This is a genomic window from Chelatococcus sp. HY11 (genome assembly GCF_018398335.1).
GTDB lineage: Bacteria > Pseudomonadota > Alphaproteobacteria > Rhizobiales > Beijerinckiaceae > Chelatococcus.
Window position 1 is genome coordinate 1,589,020 of record NZ_JAHBRX010000001.1, and the last position, 20,696, is coordinate 1,609,715.

Here is a 20,696-nt window from a genome sequence, read left to right on the forward strand (position 1 = left end):
CCGCCTTATGCTCGCGGGAATGTGTGATCGGGCGGGATCGCCGCGATCATGTCGAGTTCGACCCGTGCGCCCGGCGCGCTCAGGTTGTTGATCGCGACGAGGGTTCCAGCCGGGCGCCAATCACCAAAATGCTCACTCAGCACGGCATACATGTCGTCCATGTCGCGCATGTCCGTGACGTATTTCGTCAGCTTGACCACGTTGCGCCAGGTCAGGCCTCTCGCGTCCAGGACCATCTTGATATTGGCCAGGGCCAGGCGTGTCTGCTCCCGCATGTCATGGGGAAGCACATGCTCCTCCGCGACATGTGGATGCCTGTGATAGAGCGGCGAGGCCGTGGCCCCGGCGATGAACAGGAGATTGCCCATGCCGGAGACCTCGACGGCCGGCGCATAGGGCATGTCCTCGGCTTCCTCCGGGCGTGGATGAACAGCGTGAATGGTCATCATAGCCTCCCACCGGGCTGGATCAGGCAGCGCTGCGGCGCCTGCGCCACTCGACCTTGGTTTCACGGGGCGGCATTATGCGATTGCGGAGAACACCAAGCCCCGCCGCCTCGAGCTCGACTACATCACCGACCGAAATCCACCGATCGAGCTCGAAGCCGCACCCGTGGTTCACTGTCCCAGAGCCGAGCACGTCACCGACGTTGAGTGTTTCATCCTGGGAGGTGTAGGAAATCATTTCCTCAAAGCTCCACTGCATCTCACCCGGGGTGGATTCCGCCCAGACGTCACCATTGATCAGCACGCGCATCGGCGTCCGCGCCACATCCGGCAATTCATCCGGTGTCACGATCCATGGCCCCAAGCCCCACGCGAAATCCTTGCCCTTGAATGGGCCGGTATTGTTCGCCATTTCGCCGCGCTGGGTGTCACGTGCCGAGAAGTCATTGAGAAGCGTGTAGCCGAGGATATGTGCGCCGGCATCATCCACATCCACGTTGCGGGCTGGCAATCCCACCACTGCAGCGATCTCGAGCTCGAAATCGAGTTTGCCGGTATATTCGGGCCACTGCACATTCTCGTCGTGCCCCACCATCGAGGTCGGATTGGCCTTGAATGCGAACGGGCGCTCATACCATTCGGCGGGCAATTTCAGGCCCATCTTGCCGAAGGTCGACAGCAGATGGTCCTCGAATGCAGCGAAGTCGCGCAGCACCGGCACGCGGACCGGCGGCATCAGTTGCACCTCGCCGAGCCTATGGGCGAGAGCCTCGCCCTGGGGGCCGCGAAGCTTACCCGCGGCGATGGCTTCCCATTGCCCCGCCAGCCATGCCGAGACCTCCCGCACAGGATCAAGTGCCGGCCCGTAGAGTGCTGCGCAGGCGTTGAGGTCGGCCGGAGCGAATGCGTTGGCGCGCAGGCTGGGAGCAGGCTTGCGTTGCGAAGCCGAAAGCGCCGCAAAGGCCGCATTGACGTCGACCACCCAGCCGCCACCGGAGCGCGCGATAGCTACCGGGTCGGCATCGATATCGTTGCCTGCCCAGATGATGCCGAAGCGATCGACGGGGCCGAGAGGCGTATTGAGGCGAAAGGTTCCAAGTTTCATCGCGTCACCTCAGCAATATCGACCTTGTCGTCAGCGTCCGTTCCCGGGAATGGGCCTTGTTTTATCTCGATCAACCGGGTTTTCGGCTCGAGGAATTCAACCTCATGTCCTTCAATCATCAAAAGAAGATCATTAGGCACAAGATTGACATCGCCCAGCCACGCGCCTTGGCGTGTATAGATCGCGACGCGCGCGCGCCCGCTTTGGCAGATAAGGATCTGATGACGCGTTGGCCATGCCGGCAGCTCCTCTCGCGGCACATGATAGTGCGGCAGGGTTGTCGCCCCCGGCTCACGCTCCAGCATGATGATCTGCAGCGGCCATCCATTGTCCGTTACATGGGCCTTTGTCGTGCGCTCCAGAGTTGGGTCTGATACCCGATAGGCCTCCTGCACATGGCGAATTTCGTCTTCACTCTCCATAAAGGGAGGGAAGCGCTCGAATGCGGAAAACTGCGCGCCAACATGGATGGCAATCGTTCGATTATCATCCGGCGCCCGATAGAAGCGCACATGTTCGACGTCGTCACTAGACTGCGAATGAGACATGCCTTTGCCCGCGTGATTGTAGGGAATAATCCAGATGCCCGGACCAGCGGAGACAGGCCTCGAGCTTTTCAGGCGATCAAGGTACAAGCACGACGTCAGACCAACAGCCGGTAAATTCGAAACATAACGTTTCCAATCTGATCATACTGCCAATCTTATTGCAATTGGAAAACATTGTTCTCCTATGTTGCATTTTGAGAAAAAAACTGAGAAATTTTGCATAGCAGTTGCGTAAGGGCGGGCCGGCGGCGCGTCGTCATCGCTCATGAGCGTCTGCCCTTGCCAGAACGCAATCATAAAGAGGGGAAATTCATTGATAGACTTCAATGAATACTATTACTTCGCCTATGTGGTCGAGAGTGGAGGGATAACACCGGCCAGCAGAGCCCTCAGCCAGCCCAAATCAAAAATAAGTAAGAGAATTTCAGAATTGGAAAGACGGCTCGGTGTCCGACTGATCCAAAGAACTTCGCGCAACTTCGCCGTCACCGATCTCGGTGAAGAATTCTACACACACGCGAGAAAAATGCTTGCAGAGGCTCGGGCCGCCGAGAACGTCATCAAAGCCCGCCTGTCAGATGAAAGCGGCACGATCCGGGTGACGTGCTCGGCCCAGGTCGCGCAGGCCGGACTGGCCAAGATGCTACCGAGTTTCCTTCAACGCTTCCCACAAATCCAGCTTCAGCTTGATGTCGTCAACGGGCCGAACGATCTGACGTATCGCCTGTCAGATCTTGTTATCGTCGCGCATGACAGAGAACTCGGCGACTCCAGCATGATACAGCGACGGATCGCGGTCGAACCGTCACTCCTGGTCGCGAGCCATTCCTATCTCGCTGACCGATCTTCGATCGAAATGCCCGCGGAGCTTCCAGGCCATCGTTTACTTGGCCCCACCGAGGCCAATGCTCGGTCCCGATGGGAAATCGTGCACCAGCGGACGGGAGAACACGTTGCGGTCGCGTTCAACACGCAGTTGGCGAGCAACGACGTGCTTGTAGTTGCGGCCGCCGCCCGCGAGGGCGCCGGGGTCGCGGCCCTTCCTGCCTCGGCCTGCGCTGACGACATCCGCGAAGGACGGCTCGCTCATGTCCTTCCAGAATGGACCGCCGGCTCAACGACCATCAGCGCCCTTCTGCCGTCACGGCAAGGTGTTCTTCCAGGGGTACGTGCTCTGTTAAATCATTGCATCGAGCATTTTTCCGTGGCCACGGCAAAGCTCAAAGAGCGGCCACCTGAACCGTCTCCAACAGGGATAGCCAACCGTGTTCTTTATTCCAGAGCCGTCCAGCCATGATCTATGAGCTCAGACAATACGAGTGCTTGCCCGGAAAACTGGCAGCTGTTGTCGAACGCTTCCGACGGGAAGTCGCTCCGCTTTGGAAGGAAATGGAAATCCAGTGTCTGGGCTTCTGGACAACAGCCGTCGGTCCCAACGATCAGACATTACACTATATTCTCGCCTGGCGGAGCCTCGCCGACCGCGATGCCCGGTGGCAAACCTTCGTGCAGGATCCGCGTTGGCAGGCCGCCAAGGCCAACACGGAGCTGGCCGGTCCCTTGGTGGCGCGCATCAGCAATATTCTGATGCGGCCCGCGAATGTCATGGAGATTGTTGCGGAACCCGCCGAGCAAATTTTCTGTGCGCCCCCGGCAGACAGGTGATGAGATGCTGAATACGGTCAGATCACGGCGCGGAATGGTCACTGCGCCTCATCATCTCGCCAGTGAGGCGGGTCTGCGCGTGCTGCGCGATGGCGGAAACGCGATCGAAGCAGCGATTGCCATGGCGGCGGCTCTCGCCGTCGTCTACCCGCATATGACCGGGATCGGCGGTGATGGCTTTTGGATCATAGCCCCGGCCGGCAGCGATCCGATAGCTATCGATGCGTGTGGCCGCGCTGCACGTGCCGCCACGGTCGATTTCTATGGCAATGCCGGATTGTCTCAGATCCCGGCACGAGGCCCCCTCGCCGCAAATACCGTGGCGGGCACTGTGTCCGGCTGGAGTGAGGCGCGGCGGATGAGCGCTGCGCTCGGCGGCCGTCTGCCGCTTGGACGTATCCTGGAGGACGCCATCTGGTATGCGGAGCACGGCTTCCCTGTATCGGCAAGCCAGGCTGAACTCACGCGGGCCAAGCTACCTGAGCTGCAAGGCGTTCCTGGATTCGCCTCGACCTACCTTATCGGCGGACGACTGCCCCGGACGGGTGAGTTCATGGACCTGCCTGCCTTGGCCGCGACCCTCCGTCGCCTCGCAGAAACAGAACTTGATGACTTCTATCGCGGTGAACTTGGCCGCCGGCTCGCATCCGATCTCGCTGCCGTTGGATCGCCGCTGACACGTCTTGATTTCGAGAAACATCACGCCATCCAGGCCTCGCCCTTGGCCACGACATTGCGCGGAGGCATTCAGCTGTTCAATTGCCCACCTCCCACGCAGGGGCTTGCGTCTCTGATGATTCTGGCGCTCTTCGATCGTTTGAATGTGACGGTCGAGGCTGAGACCTTCGGCCATTTGCACGGCTTGGTGGAAGCGACCAAGCGGTCATTCGTTGTCCGCGACCAGGTTGTCGGAGATCCGGGCACTATGTCCGAGAGCGCGCAGGATTATCTATCGCCTGAACGGCTCGACGCTCTCGCCTCCACCATCGATATGCACCGAGCTATGCCCTGGCCGGCACAGCCCTCGGCCGGTGACACCGTCTGGCTTGGCGCCGTCGATGCGAACGGCCTGGCGGTGAGCTTCATCCAAAGCATTTTTTTCGAGTTTGGATCCGGATGCGTGCTGCCGGAAACAGGCGTGCTCTGGCAGAACCGAGGCGCGAGCTTCTCGTTGTCAGATGGTGTTCGCCAACTCGGCCCGGGAAGAAAGCCGTTTCATACGCTCAACCCGGCGGCCGCCCGCTTTCCTGACGGTCGGCTCATGGTTTACGGGACCATGGGCGGAGAGGGTCAACCTCAAACCCAGGCTGCCATCTTCACGCGCTACGCGCTCCACGGCCAAGATCTCCAGGCCGCTATCACGGCGCCCCGGTGGCTTCTCGGCAAGACCTGGGGCGAAGACAGCGTCACCCTCAAAGTCGAGAATCGATTCTCCGAGAGCCTGATCGCAAAATTGCGTGGCGCCGGCCATGACGTTGCGGTGGTCGATGCCTTTACGAGCACCATGGGGCATGCTGGTGCGATCGTCCGCCACGCGAATGGGCTGATCGAGGGCGCGAGTGATCCACGGAGCGACGGCGCGGCACTTGCCTACTAGGACCACCCTCGCGCTACACAGCCCAAAACCCAACAGAATAATCCATCCGAGGTCTTTGCTTGGCTCTCAGGGCAGGCTACTCAGCATCAATAAGCCAGAGGCTCCGCCCATCCAGAAGATACCTCGCTTTCGTGGATCCCCAGCATGTATGGAATACCGTTGTACGACCTTGCCTGGTTGGTGGTCGCCTTGCTGTGCGCTGGGGCCGTCACGGGTCTTCTGGCCGGTGTGTTCGGTGTCGGTGGCGGCGCGGTGGCCGTGCCCGTGCTTTACGAGCTCTTCCGTGTGACGGGTGTGCCGGAGGAGGTGCGCATGCCGCTCTGCATCGGCACCTCACTCGCGATCATCATCCCGACGTCCATCCGCTCCTTCAACGCCCACAGGTCAAGAGGCGCGGTCGACATGGCCATACTCCGGCAATGGGCGATACCCGTCGTGGTCGGGGTCTGCATGGGCAGTCTCGTGGCGCGCTATGCGCCGGAGGCCCTCTTCAAGTCTGTTTTCGTCGTGGTGGCCGGCGTCTCGGCGATCCGACTGCTGTTCGGCAAGGATAGCTGGAACCTCGGCCTCGACATGCCGCGCAAGGCCATCATGACGCTCTATGGCTGGCTCATCGGCGTGCTCTCCAGTCTGATGGGCATCGGCGGAGGGCAGCTGTCCAACCTCTTCATGACGTTCTACGGCCGGCCGATCCACCAGGCCGTGGCGACGTCCTCGGGCCTGGGGGTTCTCATCTCGATACCGGGCACGCTCGGCTATATCTACGCAGGATGGCCGCGCGCGGCGGAGTTCCCCCTGGTTGCCGCGCTCCAGCCGCCCCTGGCCCTCGGCTATGTTTCGCTGGTCGGCCTCATCCTGTTCATTCCGACGAGCGTACTCACCGCGCCGCTCGGCGTCAGGCTCGCCCACGCCATGCCCAAACGCAAGCTGGAGATCGCATTCGGCGTTTTCCTGCTCCTGGTCAGCGGCCGCTTTCTCCTCAGCCTTCTTCCTTAATAGCTTCACCGGCAAATAGCTTCGCGCGCGCGGGTTCGCGCTTGAAGGGACGGCGTTGTTCAAGCAGGACGAAGCAGGGGGAAGCTTACACCCACCGCTGTGCCCTTCGCCCGGGGCAACCAGAACAATTCGCCGCCGAGGCTGCGTGCCATCGACTGAACGATACGGCTGCCGAGGCCGGTGCCCTTCGGCGCGCCTTCACCGTGCCAGCCTATTCCTTCGTCCTCGACGGTAATCCTCGCCGTATCGTCCTCACAGGACAGCCGAACCAGAATATCGCCTTCACCACCCTCGGGGTAAGCGTATTTGAAGGCGTTGGTCACAAGCTCTGTCACCAGGACGCCTATTGATACGGCGCGGTCGGTAGGCACTTCGCCCGGAGAGGTCTCCACCCTGAGCTGGGAACGGTGACCGGCTTGACGCATCGAACTGGCGAGGTCGCTCACCAAGCCCTGCAGATATTCGTCAATCGCGACCGAGCGGACATTGGCCGAAGTGTATAACCGGCGATGGACACCTGCGACCGCGAGAATTCGCGCATCGGTTTCGGCAAGCGCCGCCCGGCATACTGGATCCTCGATCGCCTTCAACTGGTATCGCACCATTGACGAGACAATCGCCAGACTGTTCGCCACGCGATGGTTGACCTCGGCGAGAAGCGCCTCGGCGCGATCGCGCGCTTCGCGAACCTCCTGCTCGGCAATCTCCTTCGCACGCTTAAGACGCGCGTTCTGGATGGCCTGATCGATCGCGCTCGTCAGGAGTTCGAGGAACTCCGCCGCGATCGTCTTCGGCACATAGTCCACGGCGCCCGCCTTGAGGGCCTGAACCGCGACGGTCGTCTCGGCGGAGGCGGTCACGTACACGACCGGGGGAGCCCCCTGTCGCCCACGAAGCACCTCCAGCACGTCAAGGCCAGTTCCGGTGGGCAGGAAATGATCGAGAGCGACGACGTGAAAATCGCCTTGGTCTATGAGATCAAGACCACTGTCGGCATCGGTCGCGAGTTCCACCTCAAAGCCGCGGCGGGCCAACGCCTTCTGCACCAGCCGGCCCATGCCGGGATCGTCGTCGATATAGAGAACGCGGCGGATGCTCAACGGCATGTGCTAGGTCGTTTCCGGGATTTGCATGACTGAGAAGAACAGTCCGAGCTGGCGAATCGCGTTTGCAAAGCCTTCGTAGTTTACTGGTTTAGTAATGTACACATTCGCGCCGAGATCATAGCAGCGCTGAATTTCCCGGGCGTCGTCGGTCGTTGTCAGAACCACGACCGGGGTCCGCTTGGTATGGGGGTTCGACTTCACCTTCTCCAGGATCTCGATCCCAGTCATGTCAGGCAAATTGAGATCCAGCAGGATGAGAAGGGAGCGCGCCATTCCATCCGTGCCGGAACCATCCGGTGACAAGAGATAAGCCAACGCCTCCGTCCCGTTGGTGAACGGCACGATCTCGTTGCTCACTCCCGCGCGGCGAATGTTCTTCTCGATGAGACGCGCATGACCCTCGTCATCTTCGATCATGACGATCGTTACGGATTTGGCGTTTCCAGTCATGCCTTGCCACTCCCCAGTACGGCCCGCAGATCAGCTGGCAGGCTCAGAGTGAATAAACTGCCCTTTCCGAATTCCGAGTTAAGGGTGATATCCCCTCCAAGGTTTCTTGCCATCGCGCGAACATGAGCGAGACCGATGCCTTCACCCGGTTGATCCTGCTGGCCCGAGCGCCGGAACAACTCGAAGACGCGCGCGAGATCCTGGGCTTGAATGCCGCGGCCGTTGTCCTCCACCGAGATACTCACCGTGTTCGCGCGCTCCATCCGAACCCGGATCGATACCTTCAACGGAACATCTGTCCTGCGGTATTTCACTGCGTTGTCAAGTAAATTTCCGATTATCTGCTCGAGCGAGAGCCTGTCGCTTATGATCGCGCCGGCTTGGATGTCGGTGACAACCTCCCCATCGGCGTCGGCGACTTGGTGAGCAATGACGGCCGTGGCCGCATTTAACAAGCCGCCAAGATCAATCCGCTCGGGTTTGAGCGTGCGCCTTCCCTCTCGAGAGAGCTTGAGAATGGCGTTGATAAGACCGTCCATTTTTCGCGTGGACGACCTGATAAAGCCCAGAGCTTCGGGCAAGTCGCTTTGTGCGGCGACGGCGGCTTCCTGGTACGCGGTGTCGGATGTGTCACCGTGATAATTGCCGACGAAATGCTGGACCGCGGCGACGCCCTGCTCCAACTCGGCCGTGAAGCCCATGATATTGACCAGAGGCGCCCGGAGGTCATGGGTCACGATATAGGCGAACCGTTGGATCTCCTCGTTGGCCCTTCCGAGTTCAGCGGTTCGCTCCCGCACACGCTCCTCAAGGCTGGCATTCAACCCTTGAATTTCGAGGCGGATTTCGGCCAGTTGCCGGAGATAAACGAGGATGGTTCCGATACCGGCGAGTGTGGCGGCGATGACGATAAAGCCACCAATGACCGAGACCCACCAGAGCGCCGTAGCGCTTCTTGCTTGAACGGCCGCGATCTCGCTCAGTTCCTCTTCCGCCCTGCCAATCAGTTCCTGGAATGTCGTCCGCGCCCGGTCCATCAGATCCTTACCGCGATCGGTCCGGACCATTTCGAGGGCCTGCTCTCTCTCGCCACGCCGGCCTAACGCGATGGTTTCACTCAGCTCTGACATCTTGTCCTGCAGAGTGGAGATCAATCCGGGCGCCTCAACGCCGGCCTGCTGGAGGGGGTCATTGGCGGCCGCGTTGAGGAATCGCTGCTTTGACGCATCGAGATTGGCGATCGCGGCCTCGAAGGGGGTGAGATATCTCTCGTCCCCCGTCAGGAGATAGCCTCGCTGGCCGATCTCGGCATCCTGCACGAGGGAACGCAGCTCAATCGCGGCATTACGCAAGCGCCGCAGGTCCGTCGCGTCCCTGGCGAAGGTCTGCGTCCGCTGGACGAGCCAGATATTGGCCGTGACGACACTGGCGAGAGCGATGAAGCCGAGCACGAGCAGTGCCACGGTCGCCATGAAGAACGAATTTCGTGAGAGAGGCATGCAGGAGCGACCAGGACACCGAGACGAATGGGGACGACCGCCTGCCGCAGCCATGGCATTTCAGGCGACGTTCCCGACTACCATGCGAATAGATATGGCGGCCGACACACCAGAGGGAGCAAGACGGCTCTATGGAGCCTATCATCTTCCCTTCTCTCTCGACAGCCCCGATCCACAGCTCTCCCTGGGCTCTTTCGCGGCGGTTTTCCGTCTTTTTGGGCTCGCTGGCAGGACATTGTAATGGCACCGCGCCTTCCCCGCCACCGTCGGCTAACTCGCGACCACACGAACCGGGATCGACTTCGCGGCGGGCGTGCCGCTGATCTTGTCATGGTATTCCAGTGGCAACAGCGGATTGAGCTCGGGATAGTAGCCGGCGACCGCACCGCGCGGCATGGGATAGTCGAGTACCGTCAAGCCATCGACCCGCCGCCGGACACCGTCATCGGTGATGGTTTCCAGGACGACTGTCGAGCGCGCTTCCAATCCCCTCTCAACGCGATCCTCGACGTTCATGAACAGCACCATGCGGTCGTTGTAAACGCCGCGATAGCGGTCATTATAGCTGTAGATCGTCGTGTTGAACTGATCATGCGAGCGCACGGTGGCCAACCTCAGCATCGCGGGATCGGCGACCGGCGCGGCGGCATGAAGCCCCGGGAATATGAGGAAATTCGCCTTGCCATTCGGTGTCGGCCAGACGAGACGCCGTGGCGGTATGTCGAGGTGGAAGCCCCCTGGTTCTTTGATCCGCTCCGAGAAGTCATGGTAGATGCCGGGATAGACTTCAGCGATCTTGTCTCGGATCAAACCGTAGTCATCAATATAGCGCTCCCACGCGACCTTGCTGTCCGGCAGCGTTGCCATCGCCATTCGGCAGACGATCTCCACCTCCGGCATTAGATGGGGGCTCGCCGGCGTCAGCACACCGCGCGAAGCCGTGACGTTCGACATCGAGTCCTCGATTGTCACGAACTGCTCACCGGCGGCCGTGGTAATGGTCTCCGATCTGGCGATCACCGGCAGCATGAGGGCGTCGCGGCCGTGAACCAGGTGGCCACGGTTTAATTTCGTGGTGACGGCGACCGTCAGGCGGAGCTTCCGCATCGCCTCATAGGAACGCTCGGTGTCGGGAACGGCCCGGATGAAATTGCCGCCCATGCCGATGAAGACCTTGGCCGTCCCGTCCTGCATCGCAGCGAGCGACTCGACGGTGTGATGGCCATGCTCCCGGGGCGGCTCGAAGCCGAAGACATCCCTGACCCGGTCGAGATAGGCGGCCGTCGGCTTTTCGTCGATGCCGACAGTCCGGTCTCCCTGGACGTTCGAGTGCCCGCGGATCGGAGAGATTCCGGCACCGGGCCTGCCGAAATTACCCCTGAGCAGGAGCAAATTCGCGAGCTGCTGGAGGAGCCGCGATCCATCCTGATGCTGGGTCAGGCCCATGCCATAGCAGATCATTGTCGCCTTGGAACGGACATAGACCTCGGTGACGCGACGGATCTGCTCCTCGCTGATCCCCGAGATCTCCACGATATCCTGCCAGCTCTGGGCCAGCACCTCTTCGCGAACCGCTTCAAAGCCCGTCGTGTGCTCGGCGATGAAATCATGATCGATGACTGTCTCGCCGTCCGCCTCGCGCTCGAACATCACCTTCATCATGCCCTTGAACAGGGCTAGGTCGCCACCGATGCGGATATGGACGAATTCGCTCGCTATCCGCGTCGATCCGAACGTCGCCATCTGGATCACGTCCTGAGGCTCGGTAAAACGGATCAACGCCCGCTCAGGCATTGGATTGACGACAACGATCGGCACGCCTCGTTTCCGCGCCTCGACCAGGCTAGTCATCATGCGCGGCGAGTTGGTGCCGGTGTTCTGGCCGATGACGAAAATCGCCTCGGCGTGCTCGAAGTCCTCCATGATGACCGTGCCCTTGCCGACGCCGATCGAGAACGGCAGGCCACGGCTGGTCGGCTCATGGCACATGTTTGAGCAGTCGGGGAAATTATTCGTGCCGAACTCGCGCACGAAGATCGAATACAGGAATGCGGCCTCGTTGGGGGTGCGGCCAGACGTGTAGAACTCCGCGTGATCGGGGCTTTCAAGAGCGCGCAGATGACGGCCGATGAGATCGAATGCTTCGTCCCAGGAGCAAGGGATATAGCGATCCGTACTCGCGTCGTAGCGCATCGGCTCGGTGAGACGACCCTGCATTTCGAGCCAGTAATCCGACTGTTCCATCAGCTCGGTGACGGTGTACTTTTCAAAGAAATCGGGTGTTATCCTTGATCTCGTCGCTTCGAAGGCGAGAGCTTTGGCACCGTTTTCGCAGAATTCGAGTGTTTTTTTGTGCTTGGGATCAGGGAAGGCGCAACTCGGACATTTGAAACCACCGGGCTGGTTCATCGCGAGCAACGCGCGCGATCCCTTTGCCACCACGCTCTGCTCCATCAGCACCTTGGCGGTCGCGGCCGCGGCTCCCCAACCGCCGGCAGGATGGTCATAAGTCTTGAACCTGGGTTTCTTATCCGCCATGGTCAAACACTCCGTCCGACACCAAAATTACCTAGCAAAACGAGGCATTATATTGTCTCGCGGACATCATCTCCCAGCCCCTTTCGTTCAGATTTCGACGTGATTTGCGGGGGAGCGGGCGATCTGGATATCCCGCGCGCGGCGATCCCCACGCCAAGGCGATTATGAAGACGACAAGAAGGCCGCTCGGCCGTGCATTTTGGAAAGAGTGTCTCGTCAATTTCCGGCCGATACCATCCTCCGGATGTCCAGCGGCCCCGACATCCAGGCTCGGACAGCATCTCTCCCGCCACCGGCTGGCAACCACGCGGATGAATGCCTAGATAACCGGAACCACGTTGACTTAAGCGAAGCTTTCTCATTGGGCGCGGCTATCTCATGAAGAAGATCGGATTTCTGTCGTTCGGGCATTGGTCGCCCTCCCCCCAATCTGGAACGCGGTCGGCTTCCGATGCGCTCCTGCAGTCCATTGACCTGGCGGTCGCCGCCGAGGAACTGGGCGCTGACGGGGCCTACTTTCGCGTTCATCACTTTGCCCGCCAACTTGGCTCCCCGTTCCCACTGCTGGCGGCGGTCGGCGCGAAGACCAGCCGCATCGAGATCGGCACGGCTGTCATCGACATGCGCTATGAGAACCCGCTGTATATGGCCGAGGATGCAGGCGCGGCCGATCTCATCGCGAAAGGGCGCCTTCAACTCGGCATCAGCCGCGGCTCGCCTGAGCAAGTTATCGATGGATGGCGCTATTTCGGCTATCAACCCGCTGAAGGCGAAAGTGACACCGACATGGCGCGGCGCCATGCCGAAGTCTTTCTCGATGTACTACGGGGCAAAGGCTTTGCCCAGCCCAACCCCCGGCCGATGTTTCCCAATCCCCCCGGACTTTTGCGCCTTGAGCCGCATGCGGAAGGTCTGCGGGACCGGATCTGGTGGGGGGCGGCCACCAACGCCACGGCGGAATGGGCGGCCAAGCTTGGCCTGAACCTCCAAAGCTCGACGCTCAAGTTCGACGAGAGCGGACAGCCCTTCCATGTTCAGCAAGCCGAGCAGATCCGGATTTATCGCGAAGCGTGGAAAGCCACGGGGCATGCACGCGAGCCGCGCGTTTCGGTGAGCCGCAGCATCTTCGCGCTCGTGAACGATCAAGATCGGGCCTATTTCGGCGGCAACGAAAACGAGGATCATTTCGGCTATATCGAGCCGGAGAAGCTCGCGGTCTTCGGCCGTAGCTACGCCGCCGAACCGGACGTCCTCATCGAACAGCTGAAGGAGGACACGGCAATCGCGGAGGCTGACACGCTGCTCCTGACGGTGCCGAACCAGCTCGGCGTCGACTACAACGCCCATGTCATCAATGCGATCCTCAAGCACGTCGCTCCGGCGATGGGGTGGCGCTGAAGGCGGGCAAACCGACGCAACATAGGCCGGCGGGAACACATCGCGCGCAATCGCGGTCAAGGAGCGAGACCGATCGCCCGGGCCGCTGTCCGATAGAGGGATTGGGTGTCACTGTCGAAGCGAAACGTATCGAGGAACTGCGCAACGCCGTAGCCGGGGCTCTGCTGCCTGACCCGTGCGGCGTGCGTGCGCGCTTCGTCGATGCGTCCGGTCAGCGAAAGGCAGTGAGCGGCTATGGCCAGAATGTGGACATGAGCGTTGGGGCGCGACGCGGCCTTCATACCCCAATCCGCCGCTTCCTCGAACCTGCCGAGCCGCACCAGCGCCATGGCGCGCGTGCCCAACATGCCGAAGAGCAACGGATCGCAGGGGCTGAGCAAACGCGAATGGTCAGACGAAGCGATCGCGGCGTCGGGATCACCCGCCTGGGAATGGACAAAGGCGACCGAATAATGCCCGAGCGCAAAGTTCGGGCTGAGGTGAACGGACTCCTCCAACGCGCGCGTCGCCTCGGCGGTCTCGCCAGTCAACCAGAGCGCACGTCCCATCGCCCAATGGGCGGCAGGGTTCCGGTTATCAGCCTGCAGGCTTCGGCCTGCGGTTTCCAGTGCCTGTCTTGTCTGCTCGCCGCGATCCTCCCAGCGCTGGAACGCGCTTTGCCAGTGCGTGAACGACAGACCGGCCCAGGCGCGGGAGAATGTGGGATCGAGCCGTGTTGATTGAAGGAAGAAATCGGCGGCACGGCCATTCTCCTCGCGCGTGAAATTGTACATGTGCCAAAGACCGCGATGGTAGCATTCCCAGGCATCGAGGGCCTCTGGCGGCTTCAAGATCGCCCTATTGCGCTCCGCGTTTTCGATCTCAGCCGCGATCGACGAAACGATGCCGCCGCACACCTGGTCCAGAACAGTGATATGTGCCGAGGTAGCCGTCTCGAACCGGTCGGCCCACAAGATCCGAGCGGTCGCCGCCTCCGCGACCTCCACCGCCACGATGGTGATATCGCCATGGCGTTCCAGGTAGCCGGTGGCGACGTAGTCCACGGCGAGCCGCTCCCCGATTTCGCGTGGGCCAAGCGTTTCCGCGGCGATGGCGAAGACCGAGCCCCGCGCGATGACGAACAGGCTGCGCAACCGCGCCAGCCTGCTGATGATATCGTGGGTGATGGCATTTCCGAGTTCGCTGCGACTCCCGAGACCTCCAGCGACGTCGATAAAGGGCATGACGGCGATGGAAGCGCGCCGTGTCGTGGGCGGGGTGACAGCCAGCGTAAGCCGCTCGACTGAGCCCGCGGCGACTTGCACGGAGGGCGCCCCACCACGCATCGCGGCCCATTGGGCCCGAACAGGGGCGAAATCCATGCCCTCCCCGGCAAAGCGGCGAGCCGCGGCCTCGATGTGCCGGTCCCCTTCCTCGATCATCCGCCTTTGCAAGAGTTCAGCCAGAAACCGTTGGTGCGCCTCAGCATCGAGTGGCGCGTCCTCCAACCACTCCCTGGCCGCCGCGAGACCTTTCGCCGTGCCCGGCACGGACCTGCGGGCAATCTCGGCCGTGACCGCTGCCTTGAACGAGCGAAACTCACCGCGCCTGGCCATCAGCCAATAGCGCAGGTCGAGACTGGCCTCTGCATCCAGTCCATCGAGCAGGTCACCCGCGAAAGCTGCGGGCAGCGACATGAGTACGTCGTCGGTCAGCGGCCTGGTCCCGCCGCCGACAACCGCGAGAATCCTGAGGGCGTCAACGTCGCAACCCTCAAGGTCGAGAGCCACGCGCCCCTCGTCGGTCTTCACACGCGGCCTGCCCGGCTCGTCAAGAAGCGGTCGCAGTTTGCTCAGGCACCATCGGAGTTCGCCGCGCGGGTCGTTAGGCACCTGCCACAGGAGTTCGCAGAGACGCTCGCGCGACACGGGATGCGGCGCAAGAACGAGGTAAGCGACCAGCAAACGCAGCTTGCGTGATGGCGGCAATTGAACGGCCACACCGGCGCGCAGCAGCTTGAACGGCCCGAGCAGCCGCAATTCGATCCCGGTCAGTTGCGATGCTGCAGCGGAACCATGCGATTCCATGCTCGCTCCAACGCTGGCTCCCACGCCACGTCGTCTACCGCCACTCTAGCATCTGCCGCGCAATCGCAAAGCCTTATCCGAGGCAGAGCGCGACGGCGCGCGTGACCTCGACGGAGGAACGAGATGACCAATAAGACAGCGTCCAGAATCACCAACGGCCGTGGGCGGCTATTTGAAAGCATCGTGGAGACAATCGGCGACACGCCAGCAATCCGCGTCAACAATCTCGGCGTCGAGGGCCGGACAATCTACGTCAAGGCAGAATTCTTCAATCCCGCCGCCTCGGTGAAGGACCGGCTTGCGGTCGCCATCATTGAGGAGGGTGAGCGGAGTGGAGCGCTTCGGCCGGGGCAGACCGTTGTGGAGGCCACCAGTGGAAACACCGGAATTGGACTGGCCATGGTCTGCGCGCAGAAGGGTTATCCGTTGGTCGTCACAATGGCCGACAGCTTCTCCATCGAACGCCGCCGACTGATGCGCATGTTCGGCGCGAAGGTCGTGCTGACCCCGCGCGCGCAGAAGGGGTTCGGCATGTATCTGAAAGCGGTCGAGCTCGCCGAAAAGAACGGCTGGTTTCTGGCCCATCAGTTTGAGACGGCAGCAAATGCAAACATTCACGAGATGACGACGGGGCGTGAGATTATCAACGACTTCGCCGGGTCGCGCCTGGACTGCTTCGTCACCGGATATGGCACCGGCGGGACCGTCGTCGGTGTGTCACGCGTGCTACGCCGCGAACGCCCCGAGACGAAAATCGTGCTCAGCGAACCAGCCAATGCCCAGTTGATCGGTAGCGGTTACGTCCAGCAACGCGGTCCGAATGAAGAGCCGGCGGCAAGCCACCCGGCGTTCGAGCCGCATCCGATCCAGGGCTGGACACCCGACTTCATCCCTTATGTCCTGCAAGAGGCCATCGACCGGCAATACTACGACGAGGTCTTGCCGATCGCGGGCGCGGAAGCTGTCGCGGCTGCCCAGGCGCTGGCCCGGAAGGAGGGAATATTCACCGGAATTTCAGGCGGCGCGAGCTTCGCCGTCGCGCGGCAAGTCGCTGAGAAGGCACCGGCCGGCTCGGTCATTCTGTGCATGCTACCCGACACGGGCGAACGCTATCTGTCGACACCCATGTTCGAGAGCATTCCGGCCGACATGAACGAGGAAGAATTGGCGATCGCTCGCTCGACGCCAGGCTTCCAACTGGCCACGGCCTGAGCGGGAGGAGGCAATGACACGGCATGCCGCGCGAACGATCGCGCTGCCGGTCGCGAGGCCGACCGAAACGCTAGACCCACCGGACTGGTCGCGGATCAAGGAACTCGCGCACCAGATCGTCGAAGACGCGGTCGAGCATGTTAGCGGCGTACGCGACCGGCCGGTGTGGCGGGCGATGCCGGAAGAGGTCATGGCGACCTTCCGCGGCCCGCCGCCTGAAATGCCAACGCCCGTGGACGAGGTCTACAAGCTCGTCAAGCGTGACGTATTCGCCTATCCGATGGGCAACATCCATCCGCGCTTCTGGTCCTGGTATATGGGAACCGGCAATTTCGGCGGCGCGCTCGGCGACTTTCTCGCCGCTGTGCAGGGCTCCAATCTCGGAGGCGGCAGCCATGCAGCCGCACTTCTCGACCAGCAGGTTGTCGGCTGGCTGCGCGATATGGTGGGCCTGCCGCAGACCGCGAGCGGCACGCTGGTCAGCGGCGGATCCATGGCCAATCTCGTCGGCCTCACGGTGGCCCGCAACGCCATGGCGGGTATCGACTTGCGCGAGGAAGGCGTCAGCGCGCTCGAAAAGCCGCTTCGCTTCTATGCCTCAGACCAAGTTCATTCCTGCCATCGCAAGGCAATCGAGACGTTGGGCCTCGGCAACAAGGCCCTGCGCCGCATCGCCACCGACGCGGCCTTCCGCATCGACATCGCGACTCTGCGCGCCGCGATCAAGGAGGATCGGGAAGCCGGCTTCCACCCGGCCTGTATCATCGGCACCGCCGGTACCGTCAATACTGGCTCGATTGACGACCTCATGGCTCTAGCGGACCTGGCAGCCGAGGAGAGACTGTGGTTCCACATCGATGGCTGCATCGGCGCGCTGGTCGCGATCTCCCACGACAACGCATGGCGCGTCGAAGGCATCAATCGTGCCGACTCGATCGCTCTCGATCCGCATAAGTGGCTGCATGCCCCGTTCGAGGTCGGATGCGCTCTCCTGCGCGACCGTACCTTGCACCGCCAGGCCTTCGCCGTCTCGCCCGAATATCTCAAGGGCACGGCGCGGGGATTGGCCTCAGGCGAATGGCTGCACGAATACGGCCTCCAGACCAGCCGAGGCTTCAGCGCGCTGAAAGTATGGATGGCGCTGATGGAGCACGGGACCGCAAAGTTTGGACGGCTGATCGACCAGAACATCGCCCAGGCTTATCACCTCGCTGAGCTGGTGCGCGCCAATCCGCCACTCCAACTTCTGGTCGAACCAGAACTGAACATTGCCTGCTTTCGCTATGCTCCAGCCGGACTCGCGGAGGAGGCGCTCAAGAGCGTGAATACCGAGATCATGGTCAGGCTCCAGGAGACGGGTGTCGCTGCCGTCTCCGATACGGTCATCCACGAGCGCTACTGCCTTCGCGCGGCGATTTGCAATCATCGGACGCGCTACGAAGACCTGGAGTTATTCGTGGCCGAAATCATGCGCGAGGGCGCGCGGCTGTCGGGCGGCTAGGACATGCCATGGCTCCGGCGCAGTTGGAGGCGGCCGATCCATGGGGCACCGCAAGCCCCAGGTTGAACGCATAGCTGACGCCCCAAGCAGGGTTGCTCGCAATGCATGCCTAACTTGTCAAGGCGCACCCGCTGTCGTGGCAAAAGAAGGGCCGGCGCTCCAAAGGAGGCCGGCCCAGTATAAATGTTTGACCGAAGTCGAAACATTCCAGAGGGGAACGGCCGAAAACAAGCTCTACGCCGGGAGGGGTGCGGAGCCCAACGTCTTCAGCCACGGGTGATATGACGTCTGCATCCGCATTGTGCAACGCGCCATGCTTCATGACAGCCATGCGCTATATGCAACACGATTGGCACACCAACCACCCATCCGTCATATTCGCCCGTCCCCCTCAGGCGACGCCTGACTTCCATTTTCAGGAAACTGCATCTCCAGGCACCCGCGTCTCCAGGAACGAGCCACGGGCGTCAACCAGCTCTCACGGAGACCTTCAGCCGGGCTGGGCTGGCCATGGCGTTGATAAGCGCAGCCCGGTGCGGGCAGTCACGCTCAGCCGAGACAATCAAGGGACAGGGCGTTTCGCCAGGGCGAGGCCAATGCCAAGAGCGATCATCGCGCCCCCCGAGAACTCACGCAGGCGCTGGATCGCACCCGGGCGCGCTGCCGCGCTTTCCCTGATGCCACTGGCCGCCAAGGCGACGATGGCGTCGGCGAGGGTGTTAAGCGCAACCGACACGAAACCGAGCACCACAAACTGCATCGCCACGTGCCCAGCGGCAGGATCCACGAATTGAGGGATGAAGGCGAGGAAAAAGGCCGCTGTCTTTGGATTTAGAGCCTCAACCAGCACCCCTTCGCGGAAGGCCCGCCGTGCTCCCATCGGAGGCGACACCGCGCCATTTGCCAAGGCTGACGCGGCCTCGCGGCGAGCCGTTCGAAATGTGCGAAAGCCAAGCCATACAAGATAGGCTGCGCCAATCAGCTTCAGCAGCGTGAACAGCTCCGCGCTCGCAAGCACGATGGCGGATACACCAAGGCTTCCAGCGACCACGTGAGCCATGCCTCCGAGCCCCGTGCCCAGGCTGGAGGCTATCCCTTCCGCGCGGCCGCCGGCGAGCGTACGCGAGGCGACGTAGAAGATGCTGGGACCGGGTGTGATGGCCAGCAGCAGCGCGGCGGCCATATAGACGATGAGCTGAGTGAAGTCTGACATGAAGGCGGTACCGAAGGCGGTTCAAATCGCTGAATTGCACGTCGCATTAAACGTCTTGCCCAGTCGCGTCCAGTGTCAGGGGGGACACGGCAGTCGCCGTGGGCTTCTGATCCTCGGCGCGAAGCGCGTCCCGAATATCCGCCCTGCGCCACTTTCTTTCAGGGGTTTTTGTTTCGGCTGCGAAGATATTGCAGGGGCATATATCCAATAACGATCACAATGAAACCTCCAATGGCAGTGTCGAGAAGCCGCTGCATTCCATAATTGATGTCGCCAGTGCCGGGCACGATCACGTCAAGAAGTATCAGGACCAGCGGCGTCAGAAAAACGGCCTGCAGAACATAGGAACGCTGCATCGCCCAAGGTAGTATCCCAGCCAGAATGGACAGGACTGCGATCAGCGGTAAGCCCTTCGGCACAAATGCCAGCGTTAATGCACCAATCAATACACCCGCAAGCGTTCCGATGATCCGTTGCAGAGCACGATCGCGAATGGAGCCAAAATCCGGTTTCATAACAAGACCGACGGTCAATGGCACCCAAAACCAATGTGCGGCGTCATAAATCCAGTGCGTGCCGTAGGCCGCGCCTAGACACAGCGCAAAGGCCACAGCCGGTGCGATCATTGAGGCAACCGGCCCAGCTGTCTTTTCAGAGAGTAACTCTAAAGACGGCTTTTCATCTGGAGTATCCTGAGCATGCCAGCCACGAATGAGAATTTCGACACCGAGGACGAGGGCGTAGAATACTGCGCCGATCAAATAGAGAACCGCAGGTTGCGAAAAAGGAGCGATGGCTGGAACGCCCAATGCAATTGAAGCAACAAGCAATGTCTGCAACGTACCGATCGACAGCGCTCTATTCTTGCTGCTCAGCAACGCGGATACGAACCCAATAACCATCATGCTGACCACAACAGCACCCCATGGCATTGAGGCAAGGTAGCCCAGCAGGTATCCAGCCGCGCCGATAGGAGCGGAAATCAGCATTTTCGTGTAGATGGCGCGATAACTGCCGGAACTTTCACCCGTGATCATCATCAGGCAACCCATGGCGATCCACATACCAGACATGATATCGTCAATAATCAAGCCATACGTGAATGGGAGCCCGAGGCATAAGGCGGATCGTATTGCGCGGCTCCAATGCCACGTTGCAGGATTCAATCGGAAAAGCCCCAACAGCGTATCGTCATTTACAGCTGACTTAGACATCGCCCCCCGCTTGAGCCGTTCAAAGACAATGGAAAATTGCCGCCGCCCGCTACGGCGATGCCAACGACGTCATTGTGGGTTAATAGCTCATTGCAATCAATGTAGTGGTAATGAACTTCCACCGGGAATTGCCTCCCTCGCG

17 protein-coding genes are annotated in these 20,696 nt (G+C 61.2%); 7 read left to right on the forward strand and 10 right to left on the reverse strand.

Translation table 11 applies throughout. The features are described 5' to 3' along the window. Window positions 1-5 precede the first annotated feature (5 nt). The 3 genes from KIO74_RS07445 to KIO74_RS07455 are packed head-to-tail and all read right to left on the reverse strand — an operon-like array spanning window position 6 to window position 2,099. Window positions 6-446 carry a RidA family protein gene (locus tag KIO74_RS07445; protein ID WP_213331409.1) on the reverse strand — a complete coding sequence of 147 codons (441 nt, stop codon included), beginning with the start codon at window positions 444-446 and terminating at the stop codon, window positions 6-8. A gap of 22 nt (window positions 447-468) precedes the next feature. Further along, window positions 469-1,551 carry a fumarylacetoacetate hydrolase family protein gene (locus tag KIO74_RS07450; protein WP_213331410.1) on the reverse strand — a complete coding sequence of 361 codons (1,083 nt, stop codon included), beginning with the start codon at window positions 1,549-1,551 and terminating at the stop codon, window positions 469-471. Further along, entirely contained in the window at window positions 1,548-2,099 is a 552-nt protein-coding gene (locus KIO74_RS07455; RefSeq protein WP_213331411.1) for a cupin domain-containing protein, read from the reverse strand. Before KIO74_RS07455 ends, KIO74_RS07450 begins: the two co-directional genes overlap by 4 nt. A 313-nt stretch (window positions 2,100-2,412) precedes the next feature. On the opposite strand from KIO74_RS07455, the gene KIO74_RS07460 reads away from it, so the two are divergent. From KIO74_RS07460 to KIO74_RS07475, 4 genes are all read left to right on the forward strand, one after another. Then, complete coding sequence (locus KIO74_RS07460; protein ID WP_213331412.1) at window positions 2,413-3,396, forward strand: LysR substrate-binding domain-containing protein; 984 nt, start codon at window positions 2,413-2,415, stop codon at window positions 3,394-3,396. Then, window positions 3,393-3,764 carry an NIPSNAP family protein gene (locus KIO74_RS07465; protein WP_213331413.1) on the forward strand — a complete coding sequence of 124 codons (372 nt, stop codon included), beginning with the start codon at window positions 3,393-3,395 and terminating at the stop codon, window positions 3,762-3,764. The genes KIO74_RS07460 and KIO74_RS07465 overlap by 4 nt, the downstream gene beginning before the upstream one ends. A gap of 4 nt (window positions 3,765-3,768) precedes the next feature. After that, on the forward strand, window positions 3,769-5,361 hold the full coding sequence (locus KIO74_RS07470) for a gamma-glutamyltransferase family protein (protein ID WP_213331414.1): 1,593 nt from the start codon (window positions 3,769-3,771) through the stop codon (window positions 5,359-5,361). Window positions 5,362-5,505: 144 nt separating this feature from the next. Then, window positions 5,506-6,357: a sulfite exporter TauE/SafE family protein gene (locus KIO74_RS07475; protein ID WP_213331415.1), complete on the forward strand. Its 852-nt coding sequence runs from the start codon at window positions 5,506-5,508 to the stop codon at window positions 6,355-6,357. Between the two features lie 59 nt (window positions 6,358-6,416). Here KIO74_RS07475 and KIO74_RS07480 read toward each other — a convergent pair whose 3' ends face one another. The 4 genes from KIO74_RS07480 to KIO74_RS07495 all read right to left on the reverse strand — a co-directional run bounded on the left by KIO74_RS07480 (window position 6,417) and on the right by KIO74_RS07495 (window position 11,950). Continuing rightward, complete coding sequence (locus KIO74_RS07480) at window positions 6,417-7,463, reverse strand: sensor histidine kinase (RefSeq protein ID WP_213331416.1); 1,047 nt, start codon at window positions 7,461-7,463, stop codon at window positions 6,417-6,419. Between the two features lie 3 nt (window positions 7,464-7,466). Continuing rightward, the gene (locus tag KIO74_RS07485) at window positions 7,467-7,913 is read right to left on the reverse strand and encodes a response regulator (protein ID WP_213331417.1); all 447 of its coding nucleotides are present in this window, start codon (window positions 7,911-7,913) and stop codon (window positions 7,467-7,469) included. Continuing rightward, entirely contained in the window at window positions 7,910-9,385 is a 1,476-nt protein-coding gene (locus tag KIO74_RS07490; RefSeq protein ID WP_249730891.1) for a sensor histidine kinase, read from the reverse strand. The genes KIO74_RS07485 and KIO74_RS07490 overlap by 4 nt, the downstream gene beginning before the upstream one ends. A gap of 297 nt (window positions 9,386-9,682) precedes the next feature. Continuing rightward, a complete protein-coding gene (locus tag KIO74_RS07495) occupies window positions 9,683-11,950 on the reverse strand; it encodes an FdhF/YdeP family oxidoreductase (protein WP_213331419.1) in 2,268 nt (755 codons plus the stop codon). A gap of 378 nt (window positions 11,951-12,328) precedes the next feature. Between KIO74_RS07495 and KIO74_RS07500 the strand changes: the two genes are divergently transcribed. Next, window positions 12,329-13,348 (forward strand): LLM class flavin-dependent oxidoreductase, encoded by a 1,020-nt coding sequence (locus KIO74_RS07500; RefSeq protein WP_213331420.1) that lies wholly within the window; start codon window positions 12,329-12,331, stop codon window positions 13,346-13,348. A 56-nt stretch (window positions 13,349-13,404) separates the two neighbouring features. Here KIO74_RS07500 and KIO74_RS07505 read toward each other — a convergent pair whose 3' ends face one another. Then, complete coding sequence (locus tag KIO74_RS07505; RefSeq protein WP_213331421.1) at window positions 13,405-15,414, reverse strand: transcriptional regulator; 2,010 nt, start codon at window positions 15,412-15,414, stop codon at window positions 13,405-13,407. Between the two features lie 123 nt (window positions 15,415-15,537). On the opposite strand from KIO74_RS07505, the gene KIO74_RS07510 reads away from it, so the two are divergent. Next, the gene (locus KIO74_RS07510) at window positions 15,538-16,626 is read left to right on the forward strand and encodes a PLP-dependent cysteine synthase family protein (protein ID WP_213331422.1); all 1,089 of its coding nucleotides are present in this window, start codon (window positions 15,538-15,540) and stop codon (window positions 16,624-16,626) included. Window positions 16,627-16,639: 13 nt separating this feature from the next. Next, window positions 16,640-18,127 carry a pyridoxal phosphate-dependent decarboxylase family protein gene (locus KIO74_RS07515; protein ID WP_213331423.1) on the forward strand — a complete coding sequence of 496 codons (1,488 nt, stop codon included), beginning with the start codon at window positions 16,640-16,642 and terminating at the stop codon, window positions 18,125-18,127. 562 nt (window positions 18,128-18,689) lie between these two features. On the opposite strand, the gene KIO74_RS07520 is transcribed toward KIO74_RS07515, so the two are convergent. Together KIO74_RS07520 and KIO74_RS07525 are read right to left on the reverse strand one after the other, a co-directional pair. Further along, the gene (locus KIO74_RS07520; protein WP_213331424.1) at window positions 18,690-19,340 is read right to left on the reverse strand and encodes a LysE family translocator; all 651 of its coding nucleotides are present in this window, start codon (window positions 19,338-19,340) and stop codon (window positions 18,690-18,692) included. 158 nt (window positions 19,341-19,498) lie between these two features. Further along, window positions 19,499-20,413 carry an FUSC family protein gene (locus tag KIO74_RS07525; RefSeq protein WP_213331425.1) on the reverse strand — a complete coding sequence of 305 codons (915 nt, stop codon included), beginning with the start codon at window positions 20,411-20,413 and terminating at the stop codon, window positions 19,499-19,501. Between the last annotated feature and the right edge of the window lie 283 nt (window positions 20,414-20,696).

Excerpts from the sequence above, each read along its gene's own strand:
- KIO74_RS07495 (WP_213331419.1), bottom strand. The coding sequence starts at position 11,950 with ATGGCGGATAAGAAACCCAGGTTCAAGACTTATGACCATCCTGCCGGC.
- KIO74_RS07505 (WP_213331421.1), bottom strand. The coding sequence starts at position 15,414 with ATGGAATCGCATGGTTCCGCTGCAGCATCGCAACTGACCGGGATCGAA.
- KIO74_RS07450 (WP_213331410.1), bottom strand. The coding sequence starts at position 1,551 with ATGAAACTTGGAACCTTTCGCCTCAATACGCCTCTCGGCCCCGTCGAT.
- KIO74_RS07445 (WP_213331409.1), bottom strand. The coding sequence starts at position 446 with ATGACCATTCACGCTGTTCATCCACGCCCGGAGGAAGCCGAGGACATG.
- KIO74_RS07475 (WP_213331415.1), top strand. The coding sequence starts at position 5,506 with ATGTATGGAATACCGTTGTACGACCTTGCCTGGTTGGTGGTCGCCTTG.
- KIO74_RS07525 (WP_213331425.1), bottom strand. The coding sequence starts at position 20,413 with ATGTCTGGTATGTGGATCGCCATGGGTTGCCTGATGATGATCACGGGT.
- KIO74_RS07455 (WP_213331411.1), bottom strand. The coding sequence starts at position 2,099 with ATGTCTCATTCGCAGTCTAGTGACGACGTCGAACATGTGCGCTTCTAT.
- KIO74_RS07500 (WP_213331420.1), top strand. The coding sequence starts at position 12,329 with ATGAAGAAGATCGGATTTCTGTCGTTCGGGCATTGGTCGCCCTCCCCC.
- KIO74_RS07485 (WP_213331417.1), bottom strand. The coding sequence starts at position 7,913 with ATGACTGGAAACGCCAAATCCGTAACGATCGTCATGATCGAAGATGAC.
- KIO74_RS07490 (WP_249730891.1), bottom strand. The coding sequence starts at position 9,385 with ATGGCGACCGTGGCACTGCTCGTGCTCGGCTTCATCGCTCTCGCCAGT.
- KIO74_RS07465 (WP_213331413.1), top strand. The coding sequence starts at position 3,393 with ATGATCTATGAGCTCAGACAATACGAGTGCTTGCCCGGAAAACTGGCA.
- KIO74_RS07520 (WP_213331424.1), bottom strand. The coding sequence starts at position 19,340 with ATGTCAGACTTCACTCAGCTCATCGTCTATATGGCCGCCGCGCTGCTG.
- KIO74_RS07480 (WP_213331416.1), bottom strand. The coding sequence starts at position 7,463 with ATGCCGTTGAGCATCCGCCGCGTTCTCTATATCGACGACGATCCCGGC.
- KIO74_RS07510 (WP_213331422.1), top strand. The coding sequence starts at position 15,538 with ATGACCAATAAGACAGCGTCCAGAATCACCAACGGCCGTGGGCGGCTA.
- KIO74_RS07470 (WP_213331414.1), top strand. The coding sequence starts at position 3,769 with ATGCTGAATACGGTCAGATCACGGCGCGGAATGGTCACTGCGCCTCAT.
- KIO74_RS07515 (WP_213331423.1), top strand. The coding sequence starts at position 16,640 with ATGACACGGCATGCCGCGCGAACGATCGCGCTGCCGGTCGCGAGGCCG.